14 protein-coding genes and 1 pseudogene are annotated in these 12733 nt (G+C 67.6%); 7 read left to right on the top strand and 8 right to left on the bottom strand.

Annotated elements, in window-relative coordinates:
• Genes SH591_RS16050 through SH591_RS16040 form a run of 3 tightly spaced genes read right to left on the bottom strand, consistent with a single transcriptional unit; the run spans position 1 to position 2549 of the window.
• On the bottom strand, positions 1-1608 hold the full coding sequence (locus SH591_RS16050) for a cisplatin damage response ATP-dependent DNA ligase (protein ID WP_324749959.1): 1608 nt from the start codon (positions 1606-1608) through the stop codon (positions 1-3).
• Between the two features lie 51 nt (positions 1609-1659).
• Entirely contained in the window at positions 1660-2226 is a 567-nt protein-coding gene (locus SH591_RS16045; protein WP_324749958.1) for a TMEM165/GDT1 family protein, read from the bottom strand.
• 5 nt (positions 2227-2231) lie between these two features.
• The gene (locus SH591_RS16040; RefSeq protein WP_322830195.1) at positions 2232-2549 is read right to left on the bottom strand and encodes a hypothetical protein; all 318 of its coding nucleotides are present in this window, start codon (positions 2547-2549) and stop codon (positions 2232-2234) included.
• 184 nt (positions 2550-2733) lie between these two features.
• Between SH591_RS16040 and rpmG the strand changes: the two genes are divergently transcribed.
• Entirely contained in the window at positions 2734-2901 is a 168-nt protein-coding gene (gene rpmG / locus SH591_RS16035; protein WP_322830194.1) for a 50S ribosomal protein L33, read from the top strand.
• 144 nt (positions 2902-3045) lie between these two features.
• On the opposite strand, the pseudogene SH591_RS16030 reads toward rpmG, so the two are convergent.
• Positions 3046-3405, bottom strand: a pseudogene (locus tag SH591_RS16030) (response regulator); the annotation flags it as partial.
• Between the two features lie 35 nt (positions 3406-3440).
• On the opposite strand from SH591_RS16030, the gene SH591_RS16025 reads away from it, so the two are divergent.
• Both SH591_RS16025 and SH591_RS16020 read left to right on the top strand, forming a co-directional pair.
• On the top strand, positions 3441-3713 hold the full coding sequence (locus tag SH591_RS16025; RefSeq protein ID WP_324749957.1) for a DUF3572 domain-containing protein: 273 nt from the start codon (positions 3441-3443) through the stop codon (positions 3711-3713).
• Positions 3710-4339: an HAD family hydrolase gene (locus SH591_RS16020; protein ID WP_324749956.1), complete on the top strand. Its 630-nt coding sequence runs from the start codon at positions 3710-3712 to the stop codon at positions 4337-4339. Before SH591_RS16025 ends, SH591_RS16020 begins: the two co-directional genes overlap by 4 nt.
• A 4-nt stretch (positions 4340-4343) precedes the next feature.
• Here the strand turns inward: SH591_RS16020 and SH591_RS16015 are convergent, their stop codons facing one another.
• Complete coding sequence (locus SH591_RS16015) at positions 4344-4721, bottom strand: response regulator (protein ID WP_324749955.1); 378 nt, start codon at positions 4719-4721, stop codon at positions 4344-4346.
• The gene (locus SH591_RS16010; protein ID WP_324749954.1) at positions 4718-6784 is read right to left on the bottom strand and encodes a sensor histidine kinase; all 2067 of its coding nucleotides are present in this window, start codon (positions 6782-6784) and stop codon (positions 4718-4720) included. The genes SH591_RS16015 and SH591_RS16010 overlap by 4 nt, the downstream gene beginning before the upstream one ends.
• 200 nt (positions 6785-6984) lie before the next feature.
• Between SH591_RS16010 and SH591_RS16005 the strand changes: the two genes are divergently transcribed.
• From SH591_RS16005 to SH591_RS15990, 4 genes are all read left to right on the top strand, one after another.
• Positions 6985-7455: a RidA family protein gene (locus SH591_RS16005; RefSeq protein ID WP_322830189.1), complete on the top strand. Its 471-nt coding sequence runs from the start codon at positions 6985-6987 to the stop codon at positions 7453-7455.
• Positions 7427-8203, top strand: a complete 777-nt coding sequence (locus SH591_RS16000; RefSeq protein ID WP_324749952.1) for a glycerophosphodiester phosphodiesterase family protein — start codon at positions 7427-7429, stop codon at positions 8201-8203. The genes SH591_RS16005 and SH591_RS16000 overlap by 29 nt, the downstream gene beginning before the upstream one ends.
• On the top strand, positions 8200-9333 hold the full coding sequence (locus SH591_RS15995) for a GNAT family N-acetyltransferase (protein WP_324749951.1): 1134 nt from the start codon (positions 8200-8202) through the stop codon (positions 9331-9333). The genes SH591_RS16000 and SH591_RS15995 overlap by 4 nt, the downstream gene beginning before the upstream one ends.
• Before the next feature lie 71 nt (positions 9334-9404).
• Positions 9405-11474, top strand: a complete 2070-nt coding sequence (locus SH591_RS15990; RefSeq protein WP_324749950.1) for a S9 family peptidase — start codon at positions 9405-9407, stop codon at positions 11472-11474.
• 9 nt (positions 11475-11483) lie between these two features.
• Here the strand turns inward: SH591_RS15990 and SH591_RS15985 are convergent, their stop codons facing one another.
• Positions 11484-11783, bottom strand: a complete 300-nt coding sequence (locus tag SH591_RS15985; protein ID WP_322830185.1) for an SEL1-like repeat protein — start codon at positions 11781-11783, stop codon at positions 11484-11486.
• A gap of 91 nt (positions 11784-11874) precedes the next feature.
• Complete coding sequence (panC, locus tag SH591_RS15980) at positions 11875-12711, bottom strand: pantoate--beta-alanine ligase (protein ID WP_324749948.1); 837 nt, start codon at positions 12709-12711, stop codon at positions 11875-11877.
• Positions 12712-12733: the final 22 nt, after the last annotated feature.

Genomic DNA, 12733 nt, shown 5'->3' with positions numbered 1-12733 from the left:
CTAGGGCGCATCGGCGACCATGCGCCGCAGGGTCCCAATTTGGTCGGCCTCGTGCGCCGGCTTGTCGGTGCGGATACGCGAGATGCGCGGGAAGCGCATCGCCAGCCCCGATTTGTGGCGCTTGCTCTCGTGGATGGAATCGAACGCGACCTCGAGCACGAGGCTCTTCTCGACCTCGCGCACCGGCCCGAAGCGCTGGATCGTGTTGTTGCGGACGAAGCGGTCGAGCCACATCAATTCCTCGTCGGTGAAGCCGAAATAGGCCTTGCCGACTGGCAGCAGTTCGCCTTCGCCGGTCCAGCAGCCAAACGTGTAGTCGGAATAATAAGACGAGCGCTTTCCCGAGCCGCGCTGCGCGTACATCAGCACGCAATCGGCGACGAGCGGGTCGCGCTTCCATTTGTACCAATGGCCGACCTTGCGCCCCGGCATGTAGGGGCTGTCGCGCCGCTTCAGCATCACGCCCTCGATCGCGGCGTCGCGGGCACCGGCGCGGATTTCCTCCAGTTGCTCGAACGTCGCGGCCTCGATCAGCGCCGACAGGTCGAAGCGCTCGGGGTTGAGCTCGCGCACGAAAGTATCGAGCAGCGGGCGCCGCTCCTGCCATGGCAGCGGCCGCAGGTCGTTCGGCCCCTCGAACAGGATGTCGTAGAGCCGGACGAAGGCGGGATAATCGGCCAGCATCTTCGGTGAGACGATCTTCCGCCCGAGCCTCTGCTGGAGCGCGTTGAAGCTCGCGGCGCCGCCGCCATGCTCCTCAGCGCCTTGGAACGTCCCCCTTACCAGCAATTCGCCGTCGACCACGCCGTCGCGGTCGAACGCGGCGGCGACGTCGGGGAAGCTGCGCGTGATGTCGTCGCCGGCACGGCTGTAGAGCCGGGTCTCGCCGGCGACGCGGACGATCTGGACGCGGATGCCGTCCCATTTCCACTCGGCTGCATAATCCTCCATCGACACGCGCGCATCCTCGAGCGGATGGGCCAGCATGAAGGGCCGGAAGACCGGCACATTCTGCGCCGTGGGCTGCTCGCCCTTCCCTTCGGCCCAGGCGAAAAGCGGCAGATAGGGCGGGCCGATGCCGTGCCACACTTCCTCCACCGCATCGACGTCGAGGCCGAAGGCGGCCGCGAGCGCCGCCTTGGCGAGCCGTGCCGAGACGCCGATCCGCAATTCGCCGGTGGCGAGCTTCAGCAGGGCATAGCGCCCGCTGGCGTCGAGATGGTCGAGCATCTCGGCGAGCGCGGCGGGCGCCTCCGACCGGCCGAGGCTCGCCAGCCGCTCGACCACGTTCGAGATGCGGAGGGTGCCGTCGTCGATGTCGGCGGGCTCCGCGTTCGCCTTGGGCCAGAGCAGCGACACGGTCTCGGCCGTGTCGCCGACATAGTCGCGGCTCATATGGAACAGCACCGGATCGACCCGTTCCTCGGTGATGGCGCGGATCAGGGCCGGCTTCACGGAGGGAATGTCGAGTTCGCCGGTGAGCGCGGCGAGCGCATAGCCGCGATCGGGATCCGGCGTACGCTGCAGATAGTCGCCGATCAGCTTAAGCTTGGCGTTGCGCGAGCGCGTGTAGACGAGGGCGTCGAGAAGTTGGGAAAATTCGCGCATTTCGCGCATAACGTACCGACCGGCGGATGGGGTTCCAACCGCCGCCGGGGGTCAGACGAGGCCGAGCGCGTTCACCGTCACGACCAGGCCGGCAAGGAGCAGCAGCAACGCTATGCCGATACGGATCGGCTGCACCGGCACGATCGCGGCGAGGCGGTCACCGAGCAAAACGGCCGGCACGCTGGCAGCGGTGACGCCGGCGGCAGCGCCGAGCGCCGTCAAGGCAAGGGAATCGTGATGCGCCGCGAGCGCGCCGGTCACGAACTGGGTTTTGTCGCCCAGTTCGACCAGGAAGAACGCGCCGAGACTGGTGAGGAATGCCCCCGTGCTCCATGTCGCGCCGATGCTTGGCGGCGACGGGCGCATCAAAGCGAGCATGCCGGCCGACAGCAAGGATACCGCCACCAGCAGCGCCGCGGCCCGCGCGGTGATGAAATCGTGGATGATCACGCCGCCGAAGGCGGCCATCACGCCGTTAGCCAAAGCGGCCAGGGCAATGCCGGCCAGGATCGGACCCGGACGGCGGAAGCGGGTGGCCAGCGCCATCACGAGCAACTGCGTCTTGTCGCCCCATTCGGCGAGCAGGGCGGCAACGAACGCGGTGACGAGGGCGTCCACCCCGCTCAGGCGCCGAGGCGCACCGAGATCGAGGCGAGCATCGCCTGGCTGGCGAGTTCGTCGGCCCGTTCGCAGCCGATGGCATCGTGCAGCCGGTCGAGATAGAGCGAAGCCGGCCAAGGCTGGTCGTCGCACATGGCCCGCTCCATCGCCTCGGCCAGGCGGACGACCGGGGTCAGGCCGTAGGCGGCGGCGGTGCGGCGGATGATTGCGACATTCTCGTTGAAGTCGGCCGAGCTGGTACGGGCGAGCCGCTGGAGGCGTTCGAGGCGCTCGCACAGGTCCGCCCGCACCAGCATCATCGCATCATGTTCGGCCCGCATCTTCCGGCTCCCGCCTTATGGACTGAAGGCCAGCATGCGCCGATATGGTTGCAGTGATGTTAAGCCCTCCCCGCGCCCTTCCGGCCTTGACATCGCGCGCGGACGACGGCAGAGGCGACCACGCATGAGCGGCGGCGACGCCGCTTTCATTTTTTCGACAAACCACCAGTTTTGAGAGGCCGCCATGGCGAAGCCCGCAACCGTCAAGATCAAGCTCGTGAGCACCGCCGACACCGGCTTCTTCTACGTCACCAAGAAGAATCCGCGGAACATCACCGAGAAGATGACCTTCCGCAAGTACGACCCGCGCGTGCGCAAGCATGTCGAGTTCAAGGAAGCCAAGATCAAGTAAGGCGCCTCGCGCCTGCTGTCCCGCTGGGATGGCGCTTGACGACAGGAGACCCCGGCCTCGCGCCGGGGTTTTCTGCGTTCAGGGCTGTTCGAGCGTTCCGGGAAGGGCCTCGTCCGCCATGGTGCGGCTCAGCCGTGCCGCCTCGAGCAGCGAGGCCACTTCCTCGACGAAGCGGATCACCGAGATCGGCTTGGAGACATAGCCCTCCGCGCCCGCATCGCGGATCCGCTCCTCGTCGCCCTTCGCCGCATAAGCAGTGACGGCCATGATCGGGATCACCCTCAGATCCTCGTCGGCCTTCACCTGCTCGATCAGCTCCAGCCCGCTGATATGCGGCATCTGGATATCCATGACGATGAGGTCGGGTTCGAACGCGCGGGCTTGCTCGAGCGCTTCCCGGCCGTCCCGGACAGGCTCGGCTTCATAGCCGTGGGCACGGAGCAAATCGCAGAACAGCTTCAGATTGAGTTCGTTGTCCTCGACAACGAGGATTTTTTTCGCCACGCGCAAACCTTCTGAAGCCCCCAACATCTTAGGCGATGAAGATTAAGGAAACAAACGCGGATAATGCGGTAGCTCTGGCGCTGTCCGCTTTGGGCTGGACGCTGTCTGACGGCGCCCGCGCGGAGCGGCTGCTCGCTCTCACCGGACTGACTCCCGACGACCTGCGCACGCGCATCGCCGAACCGTCGGTCCTCGCGGCCACCCTCGCCTTTCTCGAAGCCCACGAACCGGACCTGCTCGCCTGCGCCGAGGCGATCGGCGTGAAACCGGCCCAAATCGTCGCCGCACGGAGCCTCCTGGAATCATGAACCGCCCACTGCTGATTACCGACTGTGACGAAGTGCTGGTCCACATGCTCACCCATTTCGCCGATTGGGTGGACGAAGCGCACGGCTTCGAATTCTCGCTGGACGCCAAGCATTTCCGCGACGCTGTGCGCGACCGCAGGGACGGCCAGCCGGTGCCCGAGGCAAAAATCTGGCCCCTGCTCGACAGCTTCTTCGACAGCGAGATGCACCGCCAGAATATCGTGCCGGGCGCGGCCGAGGCCTTGGCCGAAATCGGCGAGGTCGCCGACATCGTCGTGCTCACCAATATCGGCGACCAATATCACGCCAATCGCGTGCGCCAGCTCGAAGCGTTCGACATCCGCCATCGCGTGCTCTGTAACCAGGGCGGCAAGGGTCGGCCCGTCGCCGAGCTGATCGAACAGACCCGGCCGGCCGTCGCGGTGTTCGTCGACGACCTCCATATCCATCACGAATCGGTCGCGAAGCACGCTCCCGAAGTGTGGCGCCTGCACATGATCGCCGAGCCGCGCGTCGCCGCGCACATGCCGGTGGCGCAGCATGCCCACGCCCGGATCGACGACTGGAGCGCCGCAACGTCCTGGATCCTCAGCCGCTTCGCCGAAGGGACGGCGGCCACCGGCTGACAGCCTAGCGCGGCGCCGTCGCCGTATCGAGCAAGGCGGCGAGGCCTGCCGCGATATCGTGTTGCCGGTAAGGTTTCTGAATGACCGGGACGGTCTCCGCGCGCTCCGCGACGCCATATTCCCCGTAACCGGTGGCGTAGAGATAGGGTATCCCGCGGCCGCGCAGGACGTCGGCGACGGCAAAGCTGCGGCCGGAATTGATGTTGACGTCGAGCACGGCGGCATCGATCGGCTCGGCTTCCGCAAGTTCGAGCGCCTGAGCGACGCGGCTGGCCGGGCCGATCACGACGCATCCCAGCGCAAGGAGCATGTCTTCCAGCGCCATTGCGACGAGCGGTTCGTCCTCCAGCACGAGCACGCGGGTGCCGGCGAGGCCGCTCACAGGCCCGCATCCAGCAAGGGCGCGTCAATCGTGCAGCAGACGCCGTCGGGATCGAAGGCGATCACCACTTTGCCGCCGAACTCGGCCGCCAGGCCCCGCTCGATCATGCGGCTGCCGAAGCCGCGGCGGGTCGGCACCACGACCGGAGGGCCGCCCTGCTCGCGCCAGCTGAAGGCCAGGCGATCGCCGGCAGGGTCCGGATCGACCGACCAGCGGATCACGACCCGCCCGCTCGGAACCGACAGCGCGCCATATTTGACCGCGTTCGTCGCAAGCTCGTGCAACGCGAGCGCGAGCGAGACCGCCGTCTTGGGCGCGACGTTCAGATCGGGACCCGCTATCTCGAACCGGTCTCCGCCGCGATAGGGCGCGATCGCATCCTCGATCAGCTGGCGCATCGACGCCGCTTCCCAATTGCTGCGCGTCAGCAAATTGTGCGCGGCCGAGAGCGCGCTCAGTCGGCCGTCGAAGCTGCTCCGCGCTTCGGCCGAGGCATGTTCGTCCTTGAATGACTGCTGGGCGATCGCCTGGACGATGGCGAGCGTGTTGCGCACCCGATGGTTGAGCTCGTTCAAGAGCAGGCGCTGATGCTCCTCCGCCTTCTGCGATTCCGTGCTGTCGAAACCCTCGACGAAGATGCCGCCGACCTTGCCGTCCTCGCCGAAGATCGGCTGGTAGACGAAATCGACGTAACGCAGTTCCGCCGGCCCCTCTTTGGTGCGCTGCAAGGTGACCGGCACGCGGCGCCCGACATAGGCTTCGCCCGATCGGTAAACCGTATCCAGCAGTTCGACGAAGCCCTGGCCGACGACTTCGGGCAATGCCTCCCGCACCGGCTTTCCGGTGAGATCGCGGTGGCCGACCAGCTGCATGTAGGAATCGTTCGTCAGCTCGAAGATGTGAGCGGGCTCCCGGAGGACGGCGATGAAACCGGGGGCCTGGCGGAAGAGGTCGCGCAATCTCGCACTTTCCTGCGTGCGGCGTTCGACCTCTTCCGCGAGGGTCCGGTTGGCGCGGCGCAGCGTTTCGGCCGCTTCCTGGCGCAAGCGCACCGCTTCGGCGAGCGCGGCGGCCCGCTCGCGCTCCGTTTCATAGGCGCGCGCCCCCGCCAGGGCGGAGGCGATCTGCCCGGCCAGAAGCCCCAGGAAGGAGCGATATTCATCGTCGAGAGGCCGGTGCGGGTTGAGCCCGGCGACGAGAAAACCGATCGGCGGCTCGTTGCCCTGCCCCTCCAGCGCGACCGCCAATGCGGTCGAAGGCGGCTGCTGCCACGCCCCGGTCGGCAGATCGGCGGCCAGCCCGTCAAGCGCCACCTGGAACCGGTCGCCACCGCCCGCAATCTGCCCCGCCGGCCAGAGCGTATCCGCGGCGTCGAGCCGTTCGGGCGCCAAGGCGCTGCCCCGGGCCACCCCGCTGGCGGCGGCCAGGTGGGCCTCTCCGTTGGCATCGAACAGATAGATCAGCGCGAAGGGCAGATCGTGGAGATTGTGGCCGAGCTGGCGCTCCGCGATGCCGAGCACGCTCTTCCGCGATTCGGCGCCCGCCAAGCCGGCCGCGAGGCCGCCGAGCGACGCCAGTCGCCGTTCGCTGATGACGCGCTCGGTCTCTTCGGACACCGCACAGAACAGGCCCTCGACACGCCCATCTCCGCCGATCAGCGGGCTGTAGGAAAATGTGTGGTAGGTCTCTTCCGGATAGCCGTTGCGGTGAAGGAGCAACAGCAGCGCACGGTCCCACGTCGCCTCGCCCTTTTCATAGACCGAGCGGATGCGCCCCTCGATCTGCGGCCAGATCTCGGCCCACAGGATTTGGGTCGGCATCCCCAAGGCATGCGGATGCTTGTTGCCGAGCGTGGGGCGGTAGGCGTCGTTGTAGAAGAAGGCGACGTCCTCGCCCCAGCCGAGCCACATCTCGAACCGCGACGTAAGCAGCAGGCGGAGCGCGACCTTCAGCGTCTCGGGCCAGCTTTCCGGGCTCCCAAGCGGCGTTGCGGCCCAGTCATGCGCCCGCATCAGGCGCGCCATTTCGCTGTCGCCGACGAAGATATCTTCGTGACCGGTCAATGACGGCGCGGCAGCGTTCAAGGCGGATTTGTCCAGACTTGCGAAGGAATTAAGGAGAGATCCGTCCTTAGGTGAATGGTCGCGCTGTGAACAAGTGGCCGCGCCACCGGTTCCGAATTACTTGCCCGTGGCGAAATAGGCCCGCCTGATCGCGCACGCCGCTTGACCCGACCCCTCCACCTCTGCTTGAGGCTGACGTCATGACCGACGATATCGCAGCGCGCCTTGCAGGCCAGAAGATCACCCTTCCCACCCCAGCCGCTCCGGTGGCGGCCTATGTGCCAACCGTCCAGGTCGGCAATTTGCTGTACCTTTCCGGGCAGCTGCCGTTCGACGCCGATGGCAAGGTCATGACCGGCCGGCTCGGCGAGGACAAGGATGTCGACTACGGCTATGCCGCCGCCCGCGCATGCGGCGTGATGGTCCTCGCCCAGATCAACGCCGCGCTCGGCGACCTCTACAAGGTCGAGCGGATCGTGAAGCTCGGCGTGTTCGTGAGCAGCGCCGCCGGCTTCACCGACCAGCCCAAGGTCGCCAACGGCGCCTCCGAGCTGATGGAGCAGGTATTCGGCGATGCCGGCCGCCACACGCGCAGCGCCGTCGGCGTGCCCGTGCTCCCGCTCGGGGCGGCAGTCGAAGTCGATGCCATCGTCGCCATCAAGCAAGGCTGAGCCGATCAAGAAGCCGAAGGCCGCGGTCCGGGATCGCGGCCGCCTCGCGCAGCTGATCGCCTACCCCTATGCCCATAGGGGTCTGCACGGCCGCGGGCCGATCGAGAACAGCCGCGCCGCCTTCGCCGCCGCGATCGCCCAGCGCCACGGCATCGAGCTCGACGTCCAGGCGAGCCGCGACGGCGACGCCTTCGTCTTCCACGATTACGACCTCCACCGCCTGACCGGCGAGAGCGGCGCCGTGCGCGACCGCGGGTCGGACGAGCTCGCGCGCATCCGCCTTGCCAGGACCGACGAGACGATCCCGACATTGCCCGAGATCCTGGAACTGATCGGGGGCCGCGTGCCCTTGCTGATCGAGGTCAAATCGCCCAACCGCCGAGTGGGCCCGCTCTGCCGATCGGTGCGTGCCGCCCTCGAGGGCTATTCGGGCGTCATCGCCGTGATGTCGTTCAATCCCCAGATCGGGCGCTGGTTCGCGCGCCATGCGCCGGGTATCGTGCGCGGGCTTGTCGTCACCGAGGAGGATCGCCGCGGCCTGCGCGGGCGGATCGGGCGCAGGCTCGCCTTCATGCGCGCGCGGCCGCATTTCCTCGCCTACGACATTCGCGATCTCCCCTCGCGCTTCGCCGCCTGGGCGCGCGGCCGGGGCCTGCCCATCCTGACCTGGACCGTGCGGACGCCGCGCGACGGCGCCACCGCCGAGGTCCACGCCAGCCAGATCATCTACGAGATCCCGCCGCGATGAGCGCCGGCCTCCTCGCCCGCGTCGGCGACGGGGTCGCAAGCTTCGCCGCCGACGACTGGGACCGGCTCGCCGGCGCGGACAATCCGTTCCTCAGCCACGCCTTCCTGGCCGCGCTCGAACAATCGGGCAGCGCCGGCGCCGCCACCGGCTGGCAGCCCGTTCCGATCGCGATCGACGGCCAGGACGGACGTCCGGCAGCAGTCATGCCGGCCTATCTCAAGAGCCACAGCCAGGGCGAATATGTCTTCGACCACGCCTGGGCGGACGCCTATCACCGCGCCGGCGGCGATTATTATCCCAAGCTGCAGATCGCCGTCCCCTTCACGCCGGTGCCCGGGCCGCGGCTTCTGGCGCCCGACCGCGCGTTGGCGCCGGCCTTGATCGGCGCGGCGGAATCGCTGGTGCGCGCCAACGATCTCTCCTCGGCGCACGCCACTTTCCTGTGCGAGGCCGATCTCGACGCCTTCCGCGCCGCCGGCTGGCTGATCCGCGTCGACAGCCAGTTCCACTGGCACAATGAGGGCTTTGCGAGCTTCGAGGATTTCCTCAGCACATTGGCCTCGCGCAAGCGCAAGACCATCCGCAAGGAGCGCGCCGCGGCCCTGGAAGGGCTCACCGTCGAGCATGTGACCGGCGCCGCGATCACCGAGGCGCATTGGGACGCCTTCTGGCATTTCTACCAGGATACCGGCGCGCGCAAATGGGGGCGGCCCTATCTGACGCGCGCCTTCTTCTCGATGCTCGGCGAGCGCATGCCCGACCGTGTCCTGCTCGTCTTCGCCCTGCGCGACGGCACCCCGATCGCGGGCGCGCTCAACATGGTCGGCGCCGACACCCTGTACGGCCGCTATTGGGGCGCGTCGCAGGAAGTGCCGCACCTCCATTTCGAGATCTGCTATTATCAGGCGATCGACATCGCCATCGCGCGCGGTCTGAGGCGCGTCGAAGCCGGCGCCCAGGGCGGACACAAGCTCGCCCGCGGCTACCGCCCGGTCCCCACTTATTCGGCGCATTATCTCGCCCATCCGGGCCTGCGCCGCGCGGTCGCCGACTATCTCGAATCGGAACGCCGTGCGGTGACCGAAGAGATCGAGACGCTGCGCGCCATGGGTCCGTTCCGCAAAGGCTGAACCGCCTGCGTGACCGCTTGCGGCCGCTGCCCTCCGCCTCCTATGTTCCCGCCAAAACAGGGGATGCCGACATGCTGAAATGCCTTTACGCGATCGCTTTGCTGGCCGGAGTGAGCGGGACGGCCCTCGCGGCGCCTGCCGAGGGTCCCACCCGCACGTTCACGGCGCGAGACCTGTTCTCGCTCGAAGTCGCGGCCGACCCGCAGATCAGCCCGGACGGCAGCCGCATCGCCTATGTCCGGCGCTCGGGCGACATCATGACCGACCGGATGCGGCCGACCCTCTGGCTGATCGACGCGCGCACCGGCCAGCAGACGCCGCTCGTCGCCGGGACCGGCGCGCACAGCCAGCCGCGCTGGTCGCCGGACGGCAAGCGGCTCGCTTATGTCTCTTCGGCGGAGGGCGGCCCACCGCAATTGTTCGTGCGCTGGATGGATTCGGGCGAATCGGTCCGCATCACCGGCCTTCCCGATTCTCCGTCGGGAATCGCCTGGTCGCCCGACGGCCGGCAGATCGCCTATTCGATGTTCGTTCCCGACGAGGGGCTGAAGCTCGGCACCACGCCGCCCAAGCCGGAAGGCGCGAAATGGGCGCCGCCGCTCGAGATCCATTCGGCCGTCACCTACCGCACCGACGAGGAAGGCTATCTGAAGCCAGGCTTCACCCAGATCTTCCTAGTCTCGGCCGATGGCGGCGCGGCGCGGCAACTCACCTTCGGCGCGGTCAACAATGGCGGTTCGCTGTCGTGGAGCCCGGACGGGCGCATCCTCTATTTCAGCGGCAACCGCTCGGCGGACTGGGAACGCGAGCCGCTCGACAGCGAAGTCTATGCGTTCGACGTCGCGAGCGGCGGCGTCACCGCCCTCACCGACCGCGACGGACCGGATTCCAGCCCGGTCGTGTCGCCCGACGGCGGCCGCATCGCTTATGTCGGTTTCGACGACAAGCGCCTCGGCTACCAGAATACGGTCCTGTACGTGATGGACCGCAACGGCGCCAACCGCCGCGCGCTGACCGAGTCGCTCGATCGCAGCGTCGGGTCGCCCGTCTGGTCGGCCGACGGCCGATCGATCTACGTCGATTATGACGATCAGGGCACGACCAAGGTCGCGCGGGTTTCGCTCGACGGCTCGATCCGGACGGTGGCCGAAGGGCTCAGCGGCTCTTCGCTCGACCGGCCCTATACCGGCGGATCCTTCTCGGTCGCACGGGACGGCGCACTCGCCGTCACCAGCGGCAGCGCCACCCGCCCTGCCGACGTGGCGTTGGTGCGGGGCGGCGCCAAGCGCGCCTTGACCCGGCTCAACGCCGAACTGCTCGACGGCAAGAGCCTCGGCGAGGTGCGCAAGCTCCAGGCCACCGCCTTCGACAACCGCAAGGTCGATGCCTGGCTGACGCTGCCGCCGAGCCGCGCCGAAGGGCAGCGCGTACCGCTGATCCTCGAAATCCACGGCGGCCCCTTCGCCGCCTACGGGCCGCATTTCTCGACCGACAACCAGCTCTATGCAGCCGCCGGTTACGCGGTGCTGTCGGTGAACCCGCGCGGATCGACCTCCTACGGCGCCGATTTCGCCAACCAGATCCACCACGCTTATCCCGGCCGCGACTATGACGACCTGATGGCGGCGGTCGATCTCGCGATCGCGCAGGGCTTTGTCGATCCCGACCGGCTGTTCGTCACCGGCGGATCGGGCGGCGGCGTGCTCACCTCCTGGATCATCGGCAAAACCGACCGATTCAAGGCCGCGGCGACGCAGAAGCCGGTGATCGACTGGGCGAGCTTCGCGCTCACCGCCGACAACCCCTTCTTCTTCTCGCGCTACTGGTTCGACAAGAAGCCGTGGGAGGACCCGCAAAGCTATTGGAGCCGCTCGCCGCTGTCTCTGGTCGGTAATGTGAAGACGCCGACCCTGGTCGTCGTCGGCAGCGAGGATTATCGCACGCCGGTCAGCGAGGCCGAGCAATATTATACGGCGCTGCAGATCCAAGGCGTGCCCACGGCCTTGGTCAAGGTTCCCGAGGCGAGCCATGGCGGCATCGCAGCCCGCCCGTCGCAGAGCGGCGCCAAGGCCGCCGCCATTCTCGCCTGGTTCGAGAAATATCGCGACGGCATGCCGGCCGCGCGAACCGCCGCCCAATAAGGCTTCGGTTCAGGCAGCGCGGCGACCGGCCGTCGCGCTCAGCCAGGACCGGGCCTGGCGCTGCGCCTCGGCAATCTCCCGCGCCGTCATCTCGTCGGCCACCTCGGCGCGCGCTTCCTGGGCCAGGCGGCTGCCGTTCAGCGCCGCGAGGTTGAACCATTTGTGCGCTTCGACGAGATCGATGTCGGTGCCGCCGCTTCCGGTCGAATAAGCGACGCCAAGTTCGTAGAGGGCGTTGGCATCGCCCTCAGCTGCTTCCGTAAGCCGGCTCTCCATGAGGAAGACGGCGCTCTTTAGGCTTGTTCCCACAACACATGCCCCCTTGTCTGGTCTGACAAGGGCGATGATCCGCCTCATGGTGGAAAGAAATGGTTAACGGCGAAAACGGCCCGCCCGGAGCCTATAAAGCAAGGTTGTCGATCAGCCTCGTCTTGCCGAGTTTCGCGGCGGCGAGCAGCCGCGCCGGGCGGTCGAGGACGGTGAGCGGCTCCAGCGTCTCGGCATCGCACAAAGCGACATAATCGATCGGGCCGAAGCCGGCGCCCGCAAGGTTCTGGCGCGCGTCGTCCAGCGCCTCGGCGACGGCGCGGCCCTCGCGGATCGCCTGTGCCGTCTCCACCAGCACCCGCGGCAGCGTGCGGGCCTGCACCCGCTCCTCGTCCGACAGATAGATATTGCGCGAGGAGAGCGCGAGGCCGTCGGCGTCGCGCTGGGTCGGCACGCCGACCACGTCCAGCGGCAGCAGCAGGTCCCTGGCCATGCGCTGGACGACCGCGAGCTGCTGGTAATCCTTCTCGCCGAACAGGGCGACGTCGGGCCTCACCTGGCTGAACAACGTGTAGACCACCGTCGCGACGCCGTCGAAATGACCGGGGCGAGCCGCGCCGTCCAGGCCTTCGGTGATCCCGCCGACACGGATGCGAGTGGCGTGACCCGGCGGATACATGGTCGCCACGTCCGGCGCCCACAGGATGGCGCAGCCTTCCGCCTCGAGCATCGACGCATCTTCGGCCTCGCGGCGCGGATAAGCGGAGAGATCCTCGTTCGGGCCGAATTGGGTCGGATTGACGAAGATCGACACCACCACATGCTCCGCCCGCCGCTTGGCCTCCCGCACCAGCGCCATGTGACCGGCGTGGAGCGCGCCCATGGTCGGCACGAAGGCGATGCGCCCGCCACCGGCACGGAGGCCGTTAACCTCTTTTTGCAGGGCGTTGATCTCACGGATGATTTGCACGGCCGAATGGCCTCCGATACAG

Source organism: Sphingomonas sp. LY54 (assembly GCF_035594035.1).
Lineage (GTDB): Bacteria > Pseudomonadota > Alphaproteobacteria > Sphingomonadales > Sphingomonadaceae > Allosphingosinicella.
Note: the sequence above shows the minus strand (reverse complement) of the source record. Positions and strands in the feature narration are given on the sequence as shown.

Excerpts from the sequence above, each read along its gene's own strand:
- SH591_RS16020 (WP_324749956.1), top strand. The coding sequence starts at position 3,710 with ATGAACCGCCCACTGCTGATTACCGACTGTGACGAAGTGCTGGTCCAC.
- SH591_RS16005 (WP_322830189.1), top strand. The coding sequence starts at position 6,985 with ATGACCGACGATATCGCAGCGCGCCTTGCAGGCCAGAAGATCACCCTT.
- SH591_RS15995 (WP_324749951.1), top strand. The coding sequence starts at position 8,200 with ATGAGCGCCGGCCTCCTCGCCCGCGTCGGCGACGGGGTCGCAAGCTTC.
- SH591_RS16040 (WP_322830195.1), bottom strand. The coding sequence starts at position 2,549 with ATGCGGGCCGAACATGATGCGATGATGCTGGTGCGGGCGGACCTGTGC.
- SH591_RS16050 (WP_324749959.1), bottom strand. The coding sequence starts at position 1,608 with ATGCGCGAATTTTCCCAACTTCTCGACGCCCTCGTCTACACGCGCTCG.
- SH591_RS15990 (WP_324749950.1), top strand. The coding sequence starts at position 9,405 with ATGCTGAAATGCCTTTACGCGATCGCTTTGCTGGCCGGAGTGAGCGGG.
- SH591_RS16025 (WP_324749957.1), top strand. The coding sequence starts at position 3,441 with ATGAAGATTAAGGAAACAAACGCGGATAATGCGGTAGCTCTGGCGCTG.
- rpmG (WP_322830194.1), top strand. The coding sequence starts at position 2,734 with ATGGCGAAGCCCGCAACCGTCAAGATCAAGCTCGTGAGCACCGCCGAC.
- SH591_RS16000 (WP_324749952.1), top strand. The coding sequence starts at position 7,427 with ATGCCATCGTCGCCATCAAGCAAGGCTGAGCCGATCAAGAAGCCGAAG.